Origin of the sequence: Catenulispora pinisilvae, from assembly GCF_015356865.1 — a bacterium.
GTDB classification, from domain to species: domain Bacteria; phylum Actinomycetota; class Actinomycetes; order Streptomycetales; family Catenulisporaceae; genus Catenulispora; species Catenulispora pinisilvae.
On the sequence record NZ_JAAFZA010000117.1, the window covers coordinates 1 to 15,874 of the forward strand.

At 64.4% G+C, this 15,874-nt stretch carries 16 protein-coding genes and 2 pseudogenes; 10 read left to right on the forward strand and 8 right to left on the reverse strand.

The window, feature by feature from the left end; genetic code table 11:
• Positions 1-119: 119 nt before the first annotated feature.
• Both IZR01_RS28080 and IZR01_RS53515 read left to right on the forward strand, forming a co-directional pair.
• Entirely contained in the window at positions 120-737 is a 618-nt protein-coding gene (locus tag IZR01_RS28080) for a group II intron reverse transcriptase/maturase (RefSeq protein ID WP_194891220.1), read from the forward strand.
• Between the two features lie 427 nt (positions 738-1,164).
• Positions 1,165-1,668, forward strand: a complete 504-nt coding sequence (locus IZR01_RS53515; protein WP_323746046.1) for an integrase core domain-containing protein — start codon at positions 1,165-1,167, stop codon at positions 1,666-1,668.
• Positions 1,669-1,687: 19 nt separating this feature from the next.
• Here IZR01_RS53515 and IZR01_RS28090 read toward each other — a convergent pair.
• Positions 1,688-1,966: pseudogene (locus IZR01_RS28090) on the reverse strand (ISAzo13 family transposase); the annotation flags it as partial.
• Positions 1,967-2,019: 53 nt separating this feature from the next.
• Between IZR01_RS28090 and IZR01_RS28095 the strand changes: the two are divergent.
• The 4 genes and pseudogenes from IZR01_RS28095 to IZR01_RS28110 all read left to right on the forward strand — a co-directional run.
• Positions 2,020-2,493: pseudogene (locus IZR01_RS28095) on the forward strand (transposase); the annotation flags it as partial.
• Positions 2,494-2,759: 266 nt separating this feature from the next.
• A complete protein-coding gene (locus tag IZR01_RS28100; protein ID WP_194925605.1) occupies positions 2,760-3,758 on the forward strand; it encodes a hypothetical protein in 999 nt (332 codons plus the stop codon).
• Between the two features lie 33 nt (positions 3,759-3,791).
• Positions 3,792-4,067 (forward strand): hypothetical protein, encoded by a 276-nt coding sequence (locus IZR01_RS28105; RefSeq protein WP_194891178.1) that lies wholly within the window; start codon positions 3,792-3,794, stop codon positions 4,065-4,067.
• Between the two features lie 18 nt (positions 4,068-4,085).
• Positions 4,086-4,313, forward strand: coding sequence for a hypothetical protein (locus IZR01_RS28110; RefSeq protein WP_194891179.1), 228 nt, complete (start codon positions 4,086-4,088; stop codon positions 4,311-4,313).
• A 138-nt stretch (positions 4,314-4,451) separates the two neighbouring features.
• On the opposite strand, the gene IZR01_RS28115 is transcribed toward IZR01_RS28110, so the two are convergent.
• The 5 genes from IZR01_RS28115 to IZR01_RS28135 all read right to left on the reverse strand — a co-directional run bounded on the left by IZR01_RS28115 (position 4,452) and on the right by IZR01_RS28135 (position 9,749).
• Positions 4,452-4,901 carry a hypothetical protein gene (locus IZR01_RS28115; protein WP_194891180.1) on the reverse strand — a complete coding sequence of 150 codons (450 nt, stop codon included), beginning with the start codon at positions 4,899-4,901 and terminating at the stop codon, positions 4,452-4,454.
• Between the two features lie 396 nt (positions 4,902-5,297).
• The gene (locus tag IZR01_RS28120; RefSeq protein ID WP_194891181.1) at positions 5,298-5,681 is read right to left on the reverse strand and encodes a hypothetical protein; all 384 of its coding nucleotides are present in this window, start codon (positions 5,679-5,681) and stop codon (positions 5,298-5,300) included.
• 176 nt (positions 5,682-5,857) lie between these two features.
• Positions 5,858-7,450 (reverse strand): serine/threonine-protein kinase, encoded by a 1,593-nt coding sequence (locus IZR01_RS28125; protein WP_194891182.1) that lies wholly within the window; start codon positions 7,448-7,450, stop codon positions 5,858-5,860.
• 284 nt (positions 7,451-7,734) lie between these two features.
• The gene (locus IZR01_RS28130) at positions 7,735-8,091 is read right to left on the reverse strand and encodes a hypothetical protein (RefSeq protein ID WP_194925606.1); all 357 of its coding nucleotides are present in this window, start codon (positions 8,089-8,091) and stop codon (positions 7,735-7,737) included.
• A gap of 23 nt (positions 8,092-8,114) precedes the next feature.
• Entirely contained in the window at positions 8,115-9,749 is a 1,635-nt protein-coding gene (locus IZR01_RS28135; protein ID WP_194891184.1) for a serine/threonine-protein kinase, read from the reverse strand.
• A 360-nt stretch (positions 9,750-10,109) separates the two neighbouring features.
• Here IZR01_RS28135 and IZR01_RS53520 point away from each other — a divergent pair, with 360 nt between their 5' ends.
• On the forward strand, positions 10,110-11,171 hold the full coding sequence (locus IZR01_RS53520) for an integrase core domain-containing protein (RefSeq protein WP_194925607.1): 1,062 nt from the start codon (positions 10,110-10,112) through the stop codon (positions 11,169-11,171).
• Between the two features lie 530 nt (positions 11,172-11,701).
• Here IZR01_RS53520 and IZR01_RS51060 read toward each other — a convergent pair.
• Positions 11,702-12,067 (reverse strand): helix-turn-helix domain-containing protein, encoded by a 366-nt coding sequence (locus IZR01_RS51060; protein ID WP_228553707.1) that lies wholly within the window; start codon positions 12,065-12,067, stop codon positions 11,702-11,704.
• Positions 12,057-12,482: a hypothetical protein gene (locus IZR01_RS28150; RefSeq protein WP_228553708.1), complete on the reverse strand. Its 426-nt coding sequence runs from the start codon at positions 12,480-12,482 to the stop codon at positions 12,057-12,059. The genes IZR01_RS51060 and IZR01_RS28150 overlap by 11 nt, the downstream gene beginning before the upstream one ends.
• Positions 12,483-12,607: 125 nt before the next feature.
• On the opposite strand from IZR01_RS28150, the gene IZR01_RS28155 reads away from it, so the two are divergent.
• The 3 genes from IZR01_RS28155 (at position 12,608) to IZR01_RS28165 (ending at position 15,658) form a co-directional block, all read left to right on the forward strand.
• Positions 12,608-12,991, forward strand: coding sequence for a hypothetical protein (locus IZR01_RS28155; RefSeq protein ID WP_194891206.1), 384 nt, complete (start codon positions 12,608-12,610; stop codon positions 12,989-12,991).
• 228 nt (positions 12,992-13,219) lie between these two features.
• Positions 13,220-14,254, forward strand: coding sequence for an integrase core domain-containing protein (locus IZR01_RS28160; RefSeq protein WP_323746054.1), 1,035 nt, complete (start codon positions 13,220-13,222; stop codon positions 14,252-14,254).
• A 633-nt stretch (positions 14,255-14,887) separates the two neighbouring features.
• Positions 14,888-15,658 carry an SDR family oxidoreductase gene (locus IZR01_RS28165; RefSeq protein WP_228553709.1) on the forward strand — a complete coding sequence of 257 codons (771 nt, stop codon included), beginning with the start codon at positions 14,888-14,890 and terminating at the stop codon, positions 15,656-15,658.
• Positions 15,659-15,874 lie beyond the last annotated feature (216 nt).

The window sequence follows — 15,874 nt, forward strand, 5'->3', positions numbered from 1 at the left end:
GCGACCCCGAAACGGCCGAACGTCAAACGATCGAGACCACAGACAGCCGCCCACGACCAGCACGAGCACCAACGAACCCAGCCATGCCAGCCCCCTGAACAGCCACTTCAGGATGGTGGATCTTCAAGGGGAAACCCGCCTACCGCGGCCTGCTCCTGCACGACGAGGACTTCACAATCGTCGCCAAGTACGGGTCCGAGTACCGCGGGTTTGTCCAGTACTACCTGCTCGCACACAACGTGTCCCGTCTGGCACGACTGCGCTGGGTCATGGAGACTTCGATGCTCAAGACCCTGGCGAGGAAGCACGCCTCGACCGTGGCGAAGATGGCCCGCAGTTACAAGACGACCATCGACACCCCGGACGGCCGACGGACCTGCTTCCAGGTCACCGTGCCGCGAGACGGCAGGAAACCACTGATCGCCCGCTTCGGCGGGCTCCCCCTCAAGCGCAAGCGCACCACCGTCCTCACCGACCGCAAACCGCCCCTGGCCACCGCCCAGCGCAATGAGCTGATACACCGGCTCCTCGCCGATCGGTGTGAAATGTGCGAGGGACGCACCGGACTCCAAGTCCACCACGTCCGCAAGCTCGCCGATCTCAACAAACCAGGACAGCCAGAACGGTCACCATGGATACAACTGATGGCCAAGCGCAAGCGCAAGACCCTCGTGGTCTGTGAGCGCTGCCACCAGGACATCCACGCAGGACGGGCCACAACCACCACCCGGAAGTAGAGCACTGGAGAGCCGAATGCGGGGACAACTCGCCAGTCCGGTTCGGGAAGGGGCCGTCGGAAAAGGACCCGAACCACGGGCACCTCGCCGGCGGCCTACTTCACCATCGCCGCATGGTGGTCAGGAAGTGGACCCAGCCTCGGTCTCCGGGGCGTCCGCCGTTGACCGACGAACTTGTCGCCCTGATAGTGCGACTCGCCAGGGAGAACCGCGCCTGGGGTGTTTTGTCCGTATCCAAGGTGAGCTGCGTCGGCTCGGACATCGGATCGGCGCCGGCACCATCCGCAAGATCCTCAGGGCTCACCGCGTCCCCCCACCTGGCCTCCGCGACGACAGGTGGCGCACGTTCCTGCGGGTCCAGGCCGAGTCCATCCTGGCGATCGACTTTTTTCACGTCGACTGCGCGGTCTCGTTGACGCGCCTGTACGTGGCGTTCGTCATCGAACACCGTACCCGCCGCGTCCACGTGCTCGGCGTGACCCGTTACCCGACCGGCACCTGGGCTACGCAGCTGGCGCGGGACTTCACCGCGGACCTCGAGCAGGCGGGACACCGGTTCAAGTATCTGATCCGCGACCGGGATGCGAAGTTCGCCGCAGCCTTTGACACGGTGTTCGCCTCCATCGGCGTTGAGAGCGTGCTCACCGCACCACAGACACCGCGGATGAACGCAATCGCGGAGCGGTTTGTGCGCACCGTCCGTGCCGAATGCACCGACCGGATGCTGATCTTCGGCGAACGCCACCTCCGCGTTGCCCTGGAGCGGTACATCGATCATTACAACTGCGGACGCAGCCACCAAGGCGACGGGATGAAACTGCGGTCGCCCGGCGACGACTCGAACGTGATCCCTTTCCCGGCCCCAGCAGACCGGATCCGCCGTAAACCAGTCCTTGGCGGACTGGTGAACGAGTATCAGGCAGTGGCATGAACCAGCAGGTCAGGCTCGGTAGCTGAGTTTCAGGAGTACTACAGGGTTTGCGGCCGCCGCCGGGGCGGCGAACACGGCGGTCGGGAAGCGGTTCCTCCCCGGCTTCCAGCTCGAACACCCCGGTGCGCACCGTGGTCTCCGAGACCCCAGCCACCGCCGCGACCGCCCGCACCCCGCCGTGCCCCAGCAGCCGCGCCTCCTGGCCGAGGACCAGCCGGCGTTGCCGCTCGTCCAGATGCGGCAGCACCACATCGAACCGCAGCGCCAGCTGGGACAACACGTCCTCGGAGAAGCCCATACCAGGACAACGAGCTTGTCATACGAAAGTAACAGCTTGTTTCTTTACAACTCCACTATTCCAGGAATTTGCAGGCCCAGGTCGGCAAGACAGCGCAGCCGTGGGTGGCCACCCTGCTGCGGACCGTCTTCGAGCAGCCCGACGCCGAGGCGGTTGTCGCGCAGATGGCCCGCACCATCGACATACTGGCCGAGAAGGTCCCGAAGGCGGCCGAGCACCTCGACGCGCACTCCGCCGACCTGCTGGCCTTCACCGCCTATCCGAAGACGGTCTGGAAGCAGATCTGGTCGAACAACCCCCAGGAGCGACTGAATAAGGAGATCCGGCGGCGCACCGACGTCGTGGGCATTTTCCCTGACCGCGACGCGATGCTCCGCCTGGTCGGCGCCGTGCTGGCCGAGCAGACCGACGAGTGGGCCGACCAGCACCGCTACATGGGACTGGAGATCCTGGCCGACTGCCGTCGCCTGAAGGAGGGAACTCAGAGCCCGGCCACCGAAATCCCGGCCCTGGCAAACCTAAACTAGTTGTCAGCGAAGCGATTCACCGAGTGGCCGCCCCATACACCACTCATCTGGACGTGACCCCCCGCCGAGAAGCCGGCCCGTGGCCGCTGATCTCCCAGCCGAGCAGCGCACCCACGCCGATCGCGACCCACGTGGAGGGCTCAGAGAAGAACTCGGCTACTGCACCGCGCAGCTTGGGCGTACGACGACAGCACTGAACCCGGGAGCACCTCCGGCGACCTGTGCCCCATCCCCGAGCTGGACACGTTCGGGGACAGGCTGCCAGCATGCTGACACACTCGGGAGGTGACCTGATGGTCAAGCGGTTTGACGGCCAGGTGATATCCGGCACAGGGGACAGGAAGCGCTGTCGGCGGCTGCTCGAGGCCGCACTGGAAGACCTCCAGGAGGTCATAGCGGGTCTGGAGCTGGAGGACGGCGAGGAAATCGGGGTCGGGTTATTGCCCTTGATGACAGACACTCTGCACCGCCGGTTCGGAACCGACCGGCCGCTTCTGCACGAAGAGGTCGTGTGGAGGCGGGTTCGTAGATGGCCCCTGTCTCGCTGGACCCAAGTCCGCGTGACCCTCGGCAAGGAAGTCTGTTTCCGGGTGCCCACTGGACTGACTCTCGACGATCGGTCCACGACTAGCTGGCTCGCGGAGCTGACCGTGGCCACCGATGGCGTCGTCCAGCTCTCAAGCTCCGGAGGGTTCTGCGCGCCCGCGACCGAGCTGGGCCTGTGGGTCGCCCGATGCAGGGCCGAGGTGCCGGCCGAGGCACAGGCCGCGCAGAAGGCGCGCCAAGAGCACAAACAGGCAGTCGAGGAGCAGGACCAGATCTACCAGTGGCGACGCAATCGCAGAAGGGCGGTTGACGACTCGGTAAAAATCACACCCTGCGCCAGCGACTTTGACCTAGCGCTGTCCTTTGTAAAGCTCAAGGGCGCCAAGGCGCTGCTTCACCAGGAGATCGCACTCAGGACAGAGCGGAAGTTTCGCGTGATAGTCGAAATCGACGGCACTCAGCTGATCCGTTGTGACAAAGACGAACCGCGACAGCTGCGACTGTACGAGGAGACCTTGAGCTCGTATGGAGATCCGGACGACAGAGACTCGTTCTGGAAGTGGACATACACGGTCGGATACAAGTGGGTGTACGGCAACATCACCGCTGTTATGACTGTGAACGCGGACGGCGTAGTCGAAATCAGCAGCGGCAGCCTCGGTGCGAGGAAGCCTGTGACCGTCGAGAACATTCGCGCCGTCCTTGGCGGTGCCAGGTGACGCACCCCTTGTAAGCCGCGCCAGCGCTACCGTGTGACTCCTGTCGCGGCGGGGCTGTCCGGCAGCACCGTGGGTGCGGGGATACGAGATCTGCAGGACGCGGACGTGCCGGTCGACCGTGTCCGGCGCTCGGGTGCCGGGCGGCACGGCATTGAACAGGAGCAGCCCGGCCTGTGGCCGGCGCTGGACGCGCTGATCGAGCCGGTGGAGCGCGGCGACCCGGAGAGCCCGCTGCGCTGGACTATCAAGTTGACGCGGGTGCTGGCCGATGTCAGCAGACATGGCAAGATGGCTTCCACTGTTCATTGACACCCCATCCCGGTACTCATGCTCGCCGCGGTCCTCCACCATCGCTATCGGCTACCGGCCGCGCAGATCAGCCGCCTGCTCGACCTCAACCAGGTCAGCATCAAGAAGCACGTTGACAACCTTGCGGAACTGTTTGCCGAGCACGGATACCCACTCGCCTTCGCGGGCATCGGAGTCAAGAAGCTTGAGGACCTTCTCGACCTCGCACCGCTACCGCAATCAGACCAGCGACACGCGGAGTTATGACCTAATTACTTCCAGCTCCATTGACTCCAGCCCCGACATAGATCAGAACGCTGTCACATGCGGCACCGGAGCACTAGACCCCAGCTCACGCCATGATCCAAAGATCTGACTGCTTACGCCGAGAGTCGAAGATCCCATTCAGTCTCGCCTTTTCCACGCCTTGGTTTCAGCGTTCCAGTACAGCGACTCCGGGGAAATCTGAGCCAGGTCCAGGTTGAGGATCGCCGACTTGGCCTCGTCCCGCAGGTCGAACGCGGGAAGCACAAAAGTGGTTGTGCCGGTCGGCGTGTCGATAATGATGCGCTCGATGTTTTTCCCGCCCGCGAGCCGAAGGCGTGCGGGAACGAGGGCCATCGGTTCGCCCAGCGACGCGCTTAGCCTTTCGACGAGCGCTTTGCCGAACGGCCCGAGGAACCTTACGGCGACGATGCCTGCGACCAGAGCCTGTGGATCAAGGCTCATGCGGGCGCGTAGCTCGTTGATCATGGGGTCGTTGTCGATATCGGGGAGGGATTGCCGCATCCGTTGAAACCGCTCCATCCGAGAAGAGGCATCATCGGCAGAGGGCTCTGATATGTGTTCTGACATGCGTGCCACTATGCCATGAAACAACAGGGGGACCACTCTCGATCGCGGTGTTGGTTGCGCTGTCTCAGCGACTACATCTTCGCCAGGCGCAGGGTTGGCGGCGCCCATCCGTTCGCCTCGGGATCTTGATTCCAGTTCACCGCTGCATGATCTCGGGGTCGCCGCTGTTGTAGAGTAAGCAGTCAGATCTTTAGATCTTGAGCGCAGCTCACCCCTTCGATCACGTTGGCGGTCGAAGATTACTGACGCGCGCGGGGCCCAAGGTGTCAGGTGAAAACCAACATCACGCCGGTCAGCGCTGAAGACACCGAAACGGTGGTGTCGAATTCGGGACCGGAGCACCGACGGGCGAAGCCAATCGGAGGGGGTGGACGACACCCCTGAATCGAGGTGCGCTCATTCCCGATAGATCATTTCCCTGATGAAGAAAATCCGAGAAGCCTCTTTATCGTTCCAGCAGTCTCTGTTGAGGGTCAGCCCTCGCTCATCGTCGATCCGCGCCACGAAGACGAGCGCTCCAGACTCGTCCTTTTTCACCACCATCGCCGAGGCGAGCGAGCCGAAGCGGAAGTTACACGAGATCTCGTGATCGTTGTCGGCATAGACCCAAGCGACGTCGGGTTGATCCTCGTCCGCGCGGTTCGCACGGACGCCCTGTTCGTTCAGGTACGGGACGATCTGGTCTATACCCATCCCCGTGAAGGGGTCTCCCAGCAGAGCCTTCACCTCGCTGGGTGTCATCCCCACCTTGATCTGGAACACCGGGTGCATGAAATCCATCTTCTAACCTTCCCGTGAGTGTGGTTCAGAGTCTCAGAGGCGAACCTCCACCCCGGCCGCGCTGACAAGCGCCTGCATGGCGGCGGCGCGAATCTTGCTGGTAGCCGTGCATGTCTTGGTCAGCCGGACCGTCCGAGGCGACTGCGGGCTCGCCCAGGGACATTAGCTGGCCGTTCTCAAATACCGCAGGGCTTGAAAAATGCCAGGTCGGATTCGGTATCGACGCCAAGCTGAGCGTTGTCGACAAGGGCCGCGACGACGTCCGGGTCCACCCCGTCAGTGCTGGAGTCAGTAACCTTTGAGCCCCAAGCGATGATGGTGTTGTTGCCAGCGCGTTCCTGTGCGCCGGCGAGGTTGTTCAGTTCGTCAACTCGGGTCTGCAGCGCGGACTTCACCGCCGGGTCGGTTGCTTCGGAAGCTGCGTTGCTCAAGCCAGTTGCCTGCTGCTGGTAAAAGGGGATGAGGTCCAGTGGCACCCGCACGCTTCTGTGGTGGCTGACATCGGTGGCGGCCAATGCGTCGGCGCAGCCAGCGGGCCACCCTGATGAGGCGGCCGTTGACGCCGGTGCGGAACCGGTCGGCGGACTCGGCAGGTTGCCTGCCTGCAGAGGTTGGTCTTGATGGTGCTCGTAGACGATCAGTCCTGCAATTGCAAGCAGCAGTACTACCAGGCCCGCAACCAGCCATTCCCGAGTTCTCTTGTTGCCGGTGGGCGGCAGAGCGCCGGACGGTTGCGGGGCGTCAATCAGCCGCGGTCGGGGCAGGCCGGCGCTACCGGTAAGCGTCACCGAATCCCAGGGCATCTTTGGTGCCATGCCCTGATTCGCCAGTCGGCCGCTCGGTAGGTCAGCTGTGCCGGCTTCCGCAGCGGCTTCGCCCCTGGCCGGTTTTGTCCAGCCGCCAGTGCCGTTCCCGTTCAGCAGCGCCAACGCCTGCTCATGGTTCGGCCGCTGATCGGGCAGCTTCAGAGTCAGCGCCTCGATGAGCGGTGCGAGCGTCCCGGCCTTCGCCATCGGCGGCAGCGGCTTGGTAAGGATCGCGGTGAGCGTTCCCGTCTTGCTGTTCTTCCGTTCAAACGGTGAGTACCCTTCCACCGCCTCGAACAATGTTACGCCGAGCGAGAAGAAATCCGAGGCCGGGGAACCCGGTTCACCCTCAGCCCGCTCCGGAGCTATGTAGGCCATGGTGCCCATGACCGAGCCTGAGACCGTCACCGTGGCATCCGTCTCCGACTTGGCGATGCCGAAGTCTGTGAGCAGGACCCCACCGTCGTCGGCCAGCAAGATATTGTGCGGCTTGATGTCCCGGTGCACGATCCCGGCCGTGTGCATGGTGTCCAGCGCACTGAATATGGCCTCGGCAATCTGCCTGCCTTGAGCCTGGCTCAGCGGGGTGAGTTCCACATCCTGATCATCTGGCACGCCAACGTTTGAAGGGTCGCGGAGCACGCTACGCAGCGAGCGGCCCTTCACGAGTTGCATGACGATCCACGGCGACCCGGCGTCGGTGATCACGTCGTACACGGAGACGATGTTGGGGTGATCGGCCAGGGCGGCTGCGTTCTTACCCTCCCGCTCAGCTTGTTTGAGCCGGATCTCCTGCTGGGCAGGTGGTAGCGCGGGCAGCAGAACTTCCTTCAGCGCGACGAGGCGGTCAAGCTGAGTGTCCCGTGCCTCCCATACTCGGCCCATGCCACCATGGCCGATTTCCGCGACGAGGAGATACCGGCCGCCGACCATTTGGCCGGGTCGGGTCTCATCGAACGCCATGTGCTACCCCCCGCTTCACGCTACGCAGCCGAACCCCATGCTTAGCGTAAGAGTACAGACATGTACGCAAACTCGGAACAGAGTCCCGCAAGGACTCACGTTCTTGGGGCCGTTGCCGGTCGGACCCCTTCGGCGATCGGTGCGGCTTTGCCAACGACCCGAAGGCCCCTGGAGACCCGGTCACTGCGCCGGGAGCCTGCCATGTCCTCGAACGGGCCGCACCGCGACCGCATCAAAACCCTGATTCAGCCAACACCGATCAAAGGCTTAATGGAATAGCCAGGCTAACCCCACTCGCCGTGCAGCAGCATCTGGACCTCCCGCACGTGTTGCTGGACCTTGATCCACACCCAATGCAGTTTTTTAAGGTGCTCGTCGGCAGCCCCGGCCCTGATCAAGTCACGGTATCTGTACATTTCGGACTGACTCATCCTGGCCACCTCATCGACATACTCAAGCAGCGTCATCCCGCGGGCGCCGGCCTCCTGGGCCAGGAGGGCTCGATTGTCATCGCTGATTGCGTTGTAGTCGTCGTCGAACAGCGAGTCGAACCGTTGTGGGACAATCCTCCAGCGGAATTGGCCCACCCCAGGCGTCTCTTCGTAAGTCCAGCCGTCGTTGCTGCCCCGTCTATTCCGCATGTCGGGATTATTCCCCTTTGCTTCTAGTCATGGGCTGCGTTCTGGCAGGCATGGAGCAGATCCTGGTTCAGTGCCGACAGATGGCCGGTGAGGTCCGTGACGTTGGCTTTGTCGGAGGTTATGTCCTGGTGGTTGTTGTTGTCGGAAGAGAGTTGGGTCAGAGCGGAGCTTGTCTCGGCCGCATTGGTCGCAAGGTTCTGGATCGCTGTTCTGACTGCCGGATCGTTGGCGAGGCCGGCGGCGTTGTTGTAGTCGTCTGTCGCGGTCGAGGCCGCCTGCGTGAGGGCGGCCATGGCACCGACCGGATCGGTGCTGCTGTTGGGAGCCGCACTAACCGCCTTGTTCTCCTTGGCCAAGGCGTCGTTCGCTTCCTGACAGCCAGCCGTCATATTGACGGACGGGGTGGTCTGGGCCGACGTCGTTACCGTCACCAGATCTGTGGTGACCGGGTCTGTCGGGACGACGTAGGACGTCGTGACAGCCGTGGTCGGTGGTGGGGTGGGCTGCTGGTTCGCGGACGGCTGATTGTGCTGATGGTCGTTCCACCACCCGAGGCCGATGAGGATCGCAGCGACCACCCCGATGACTCCGGCTATGCCGGCCCAGTTGGGGGTCTGCGGCGGGACGGCGGCACCGGGTGCCTGCGGCTGGGGCATGGACACCACCGGTGGGCGGGGTAGCCCCGCACTGCCCCCGAGAGTCACGGACTCCCACGGCAGCTTCGCCTGGCCGGCAGGCCCGGGGGTGGCCTTGGCGTGTGGAGCTACTGCTTCGGTTGTCACATCGTCGGGCGAAGGAGCTGTCCAGCCGCCACTACCCTTGCCGCTCAGTAGCGCCTGCGCCTGGGCGACCGTGGGCCGCTGCTGCGGTAGTTTGAGGGTCAGGGCCGTGATCAGTGGCGCCAGCTTCCCGGCCCGGCTCATCGGCGGCAGCGGCTTGGTGAGGATTGCGGTCAGGGTGCTGGTCTTGGTGTTCTTCTCGAACGGCGACACCCCCTCCACCGCCTCGAACAGGGTGACGCCGAGCGAAAACAGGTCGGACTTGGGGTCATCGTCCACGCCTTCGGCGCGCTCGGGAGCGGTATAGGCCATGGTGCCCATGAACGAGCCGGAGACCGTGACGGTGGCGTCGGCCTCGGCTTTGGCGATGCCGAAGTCGGTGAGCAGGACCTGACCGTCATCAGCGAGAAGTATGTTGCCGGGCTTGACGTCGCGGTGCAGGATCTTGGCGGTGTGCAGGGCGGCCAGCGCGGAAAGGATCCCCTCGGCGATCCTGGTGACGGTCGTGCTGTCCAGCGCCACCTTCGCCGAGGCGGGGTCGTCCGGGTCGGACAGCAGCTTCTGCCGAAGAGAGACCCCGCGGACCAGCTGCATGACGATCCACGGCTTGCCATCCTCAATCAGCCCGTCGTAGACGCTGACGATGTGCGGGTGGTCGGCGAGTGCTGCGGCGTTGCGGCCTTCGCGCAGCGCTCGTTCGAGCCGTTCCCGCTGCTGCTCGGGCGGCAGCAGGGACAGCATGACCTCCTTGATCGCGACGGAGCGCTGCAATTGCTCGTCGTCGGCCTCCCAGACCCGGCCGAAGCCGCCGGTGCCGATTACCCGGGTCAGCCGGTAGCGGCCAGCGAGGATGGTGCCAGGTTGGCTGTCGCGGTCCAACTGTCCCCCTGAGATCGTCCGCCCTATAGCAGGGTACTGATAGGACGCTGAGTTTGCGAGCCGGACGCGTGGCGCTTGGATAGAGTAGGGCTACTTGGAGAGGACCGGTCCTCGCCTCGATGCGCATCGTTACCCGATCGTGGGTACGTCACCCCACCAAGGCAGATACGCAATGATTTGCTCGATATTGCGACGCAAGCTGGTGCCCGGTTCGAGTTTTGAGTCGTCAGCTCGTCAACCGACAAGCCGATCGAGCGCTGGTTCGAGACGCTGAACACCGTGTACCGCGCCAGAATGGACGCATGGCCGTTGACCTGCCCGCTTGTGTGATTGGTTGATCGGCCCGCAGGCTCGACGACTGTGGCCGTGAAACTCATCTATCAGCTCATCGGCAACGTCTTCGCCTGGTTCGCGCTCCTCGCACGCGACGACGCCGCGAACCACGTCGAAATACTGGCGCTGCGGCATGAGGTCGAGATTCTGCGTCGTCAGGTCGGGAAGCCGAAACCGTCCTGGTCCGATCGGGCGGTGCTGGCCGCTCTGGCCAGGCTTCTGCCGCGTGAGCTGCGCGCGCATCGGATCGTGACGCCGGCGACGTTGCTGGCTTGGCACCGGCGCCTGGTGAAACGCAGGTGGACCCAGCCCCGCTCGCCGGGTCGGCCGCCACTGTCCCAGGAGTTACGCGATCTGATCGTCACGTTAGCCCGCGACAATCCGGGCTGGGGCCACCGAAGAATCCAGGGTGAACTACGCCGGCTCGGTCACCGCGTGGGGGAAGGCACGATCCGCAGGGTCCTGAAGCAACGCAGGATCCCGCCCGCGCCGAGGCGTACGGACACCGCGTGGCGGACGTTCCTCAAGGCACAAGCTCAGGGGATCTTGGCCACTGATCTGTTCCACGTCGACACGGTCACGCTCAAGCGGCTCTATGTCCTGTTCGTGATGGAGGTGAAGACCCGCCACGTGCACATCTTGGGGGTGACCGGGCATCCGACCGGTCAGTGGGTGACTCAGCAGGCCCGGCAGCTTATGGCCGCGCTGGAAGGTCGAACCAGCGACTTCCGATTCCTGATTCGCGACCGCGGCGCCAACTTCATCGACCAGTTCGATGCCGTGTTCGCCTCCGAAGGCATCGAGGTGGTGAAGACTCCTCCACGCCAGCCGAGGTCGAATTGCTGGGCGGAGCGGTGGATCCGCGGAGCACGGTACGACTGCACCGATAACGTCATGCTGTTCGGCGAGGCCCACGCACGCGAGGTCCTCGCGGCCTACGAAGACCACTTCAACGGGCATCGGCCCCATCAGGCCCGGGACCAGACCCCTCCGGACGCCGACATCGCGGAAGTCATCCCGATCGAGGGACGGATCCGCCGCCGACAGGTCCCCGCCACCAACATCTACGAGTATCACCGAGCCGCCTGACCAACTCGGCGAACCAGCTGGTCAGCACCCGTATACGCTAGTTTCGGCACGGTACAGGGCACTCGCGGACCGGAAGCCACACGGCGATACCACGTGAAACGGCCCGTGACCACACGGACTGCGTACGGGTGCTACCACATCGCTACCACACGCCCTGTTTTCGACGACTTTAGCCCCGAGTCGGGACAGCAAGAGGCCCCCTACTTGCGATGGTAGAGGGCCTCTGACCTGCTGTTTCATGTGCCTAACATGAGTGCGCACGAAGGGATTCGAACCCCTAACCTTCTGATCCGTAGCCGATTGGATCAGGCTATTTGTACTCGAGATTTTATATCACTCAGTGCCGCATAGTGTCAGCCACTCCACGTCCTTCCAATCCGAGCCTAGCCGATCATGCTGGCTGCTGCCGGCCTCTGCGGGGACGTCTGTTCCCGGACCGTTCCCGGACAAGTCCCGATCGTGTCGGCAGGTGTCGAAGAGTTCGGGCTGTGTTCGAGTGTTGACCGCAGCACTGTGTGTCCGTGATCAGCCTAGGCGGATTCCAGGTCGAACTCGAACCGCTGTCCCTTGACGGTGACGACGATCGCTGCGGTGTCGACCCCGGCCGCGTTCAGGTATTTGGCGAGGGTGGTCAGCATCAGGTTGTCCCGGCCCTCCAGCTTGGTGACCGCGGATACGTCGTAGCCCAGCGTTGCGGCGATCTCGGCCTGGGTCAGCTCGGCGGCTTTGCGGATGGTGGCCAGGTTCATCTGGAACGCGCGGTTCATCGCTTCCCGGGCTGGCCGCTCGGCCTCGATGAACTCGGCGATCTCCGGTTCGGCCAGCAGGGCCTCGACGGCGTCGGTGCCGTCAACGAAGCCACTGCCGGGCTGGGGCGTGTAGTCCTTAGCGGTCATAGCCGACACTCCTCTTCCACTGCTCGACGACTCCGTCGGCACGAGTGCCGACGGAGTCGTACCAGGTGTCGCCGATCGCCTTCTTGTCTCCGGCGAACAGTGCGACGACGACCACTTTGGCGTCCGGTGGGAACCAGCAGATCAGCCGGACCGCCGCGTCCTGGTGGTAAGGGTGGCTGACTCGCCACACCAGGTAGCGCCGGCGTTGGCGTACCCATTTCAGGTCGCCGGTCTCGCTGTCGGCTGCAGGCGGCTCGGTCAGCGCGGACAGTACCGCCAGTTCGGAGGCGACCAGGCGGCGCCGAAGCGCCGCGAGCGCGTCGCCGGCAGCCTCCGCCTCGGCCAGGCCGGCGAGCCACCGGCTGAACTCATCGGGGTAGTGGATGCGCACACCCCATTGTGACACCGGTGTCATATGACGTCAATGTCACATGGGGGTCGGGGTAGGCATCGCCTCGCCCTCGGGCCGTCAATCGCCGACTGGTAGAGGTTCGGCGCCGCAGACGTTCTCCACGAGTTTCGCCTGGCTGCTTGACCTGCATGGACGGACTTCCCGGCACCCGCAGCGTCGTGCTGGCCGCCGCCCTGGCGGCAGCCGCGTCGATGGGGACGGTGGCTGGCACGGCGTCGGCGGCGTCGGCCAGCTCGGCAAGCGTCGTGCGGCCGGCGTACAGCTCCTACGTCTGGTCGAACTACTCCGGCGGCGTGAACCTGCGCTCGTGCGGCAACACCGGCTGCGGTTCGTACGCCTACATGCCCAACGGCACGGGCGTGACGATGATCTGCTGGGAGGACACCCAGTGGGTCTACCCGCCGAACACGAACTACGCCTCGCCCCGCTGGTTCGAGGTGAGCTCGCCGTACGGTGTCGGGTTCGTGCACTCGGCGTTGGTGTCCAACCAGACCGGCGTCGGCCACTGCTAGGGCCGGAGGTCCCGTGACCGGTTCCCCCGTCCCCGTAAACGGCGGGACCTGGTGACGATGTAAGGGGGGAACGCCCCCGGGCCGTACTCCGCCCGGGGGCGTGTGGGGCTCGGAAATACGATTGGGCCTCTGACGTGGGTGCATGTGGCCTCTGGGTTGTCGAGCTGCGATCCTGGCTCGATGTTCTTGTCTCTCGTGTACCGGGCAACGCGTCGTGTCCTGAGTTCCGTGGCGGTCTTGCTCCGTCGTGAAGTGTCCAAGGACGCTGAGCTGCTGGTGTTGCGCCACGAGAATGCGGTCCTGCGCCGTCAGATCGTCAGGGTCCGTTACGAGCAGGTCGACCGGTTCTGGTTCGCGGCATTCTCATCGTTGATCCCGCGTCGGCGATGGGCTGAGGTGTTCCCGGTCAGTCCGGAGACGCTGTTGGCCTGGCACCGCCGGCTGGTTGCCCGTAAGTGGGACTACAGCACCCGGCGGAGACCCGGCAGGCCGCAGACCGCTGCGGCGGTCAAGAAGCTCGTGCTCACGATGGCGAAGGACAATCCGACGTGGGGCCATCGCAGGATTCAGGGCGAGTTGGTCAAGCTCGGTCACCAGATCGCTTCCTCAACGGTGTGGGGGATCCTGCATAAGGCCGGGGTCGATCCGGCACCCCGGCGTTTAGGTCCGACGTGGATGCAGTTCCTCACCGCCCAAGCCCACGGCATCCTCGCGGTCGACTTCGTGCATGTGGACACGATCGGTTTGAAACGCCTGTACGCCCTGATCTTCATCGAGCACGGAACTCGCCGTGCGCACCTGGCCGGGGTGACGGCGAATCCGACGGGGGAGTGGACGACCCAGGCTGCCCGCAACACCCTCATGGACCTCGCGGAGCGCGACAAGAGGTTCAAGTTCCTGATCCGAGACCGCGATACGAAGTTCACGGATGGATTCGACGCCGTGTTCGCCGATGAGGGAATCCGGATTTTGAAGAGTCCGCCACAGGCACCGAGGGCGAACGCGATCTGCGAAAGGGTCATCGGGGAGCTACGACGCGAGCTGCTCGACCGGATCCTGCTCGTCAACGAAGAGCATCTGCGCCGGACTTTGACGACCTACCTGGTGCACCGGAACGAGGCAAGGCCGCACCGCGGGCTAGGCCAGTTGACCCCGGCGCAAGCTGAGACCGGGCCGCCAGCGCCGGTCAACCTCGCGGACTACCGGATTCGCCGGAAGGCCATCCTCGGCGGACTTACCCACGAGTACCAGATCGCCGCCTGACCGCACCTCGCTCTCCGCTCCAGAGAACCACAGGTCAAGCCCCGATTCGTATTTCCGAGCCCCACACCACAGAAGACCGATACGGGCAGCTCGCAGCCACAACCCTTCCGAGGGAACAAGTGCCAGCCCCAGTTGACTGGTATCCGCTGTTCCCCAACCCGGTCGTCGCCGAAAGGCTGACCCCGGAGCCCGACCGCCCCGAGCGGCAACCCACTTTTCGATCAGGTACCCGGGTGGAAGCGGCCGACAGCAGCACCGCCCGCCCCGCCGATCCCGACCGACACTCACGCCGGCAGTCCGTCCCCGGGGAAGCCGTGGCACGGGTGGACGTCGCAGTGCATCATCCCGGCCTGCATGATACTGCTCCCGCGCTGCCGTCCGCGCCGACGCCGATGGCGTCTACGGTTCTCCGCGGATCATTGCCGAGTTCCGCGCCGCCGCCTGAGCCTTGAAGGTCTTCCCAACCGCTCATGATCACGATGGCCGTTCCCCGTGCCCGCAGCCGCCCCTAACCTCCACAGACCTCGCAACGATCAAGACTTACAGCTGCCGTATCTGAGTACGTTTAAGTGCAGTTTTAGCGGGCGTCGCTAACTTATTTAGAGGCAATATGCGCCAACAGGGGGAGGAGTAATGGATGAGCGACGCCGACTTTCCTCGGCGGTCGGCGCTGATGCCGCTGGGGCTGTATGCCTTGCGGAGGCGGGAATGGACGTGGCGATGCTCATCCCGGTCGGCTCGTCCTGCACAGCGGCAGTGGCAGAGGCAGAGGCAGCGATCGCGGAGGCGGGCCGACGGTCCGTGACTGACTTCGCGGACCTCGACGATCTCGCTTCCGTCGAATCCGCGCTGGCCCGAGTGCGCGCTTCACTCGGCACCCCTTCCGTGCTGCTGAGCATCGTGGGTTCCGGCTCGTACCGTGGCCCGGGAGGACTGCTCGACCAGGACTGGAAAGAGATCGTCGAGCGTCCGCTCCGGAGGGCCTTCCTGGCCGGCCGGGCATCGGTCGATTCCCTGATCAAGAATGGCTGGGGCCGGGTCATCACCGTCCTCGACGTCGACCGTTCCAGTCAGGCACCGCCGCACGAGGATGCAGTACTGCGGACTGGGTTGGAGGGGCTCGTCCGGACGCTCGCCCTGGAGCTGTATCCGTTCGGCATCACTTCGAACCTCATCACGTCCGACCCCTCCGGTTCGACTCGGGAGCGGGCGGGGGAGTGCTACGGATCGCAGGTCGCGGACCTGGTGGGCTTCCTCGTCAGCGATGAGGCCTCAGCCGTGTCCGGCCGGAGCATCCCGCTGTACGACGACGGTTCGCAGGACGAGGCGTCGGCTGGCCCCTCATCGAGGCGGCGGTGCGGCGGCGACCTGAACCAGCAAGTGGCGGTCGTGATGACAATCTAGGCCAACTGTTGAGGTGTTCGCCGGCGGTGGGCAACGTTCATCGCCGTCCGATGAAAAGGTTACGCAGGGCGCTGAGCGGGTCGATCAGGTGGCATATCGGCGCTGTTCTCTCGCCGCACCACATCGGTCGACATCCAGCTACGGATCAGTTCGCTTTTGATCGGCATGGCCAAACCAGACCGGGTACGACTGCGCGCTGAAACTCGTGCGCTCGGA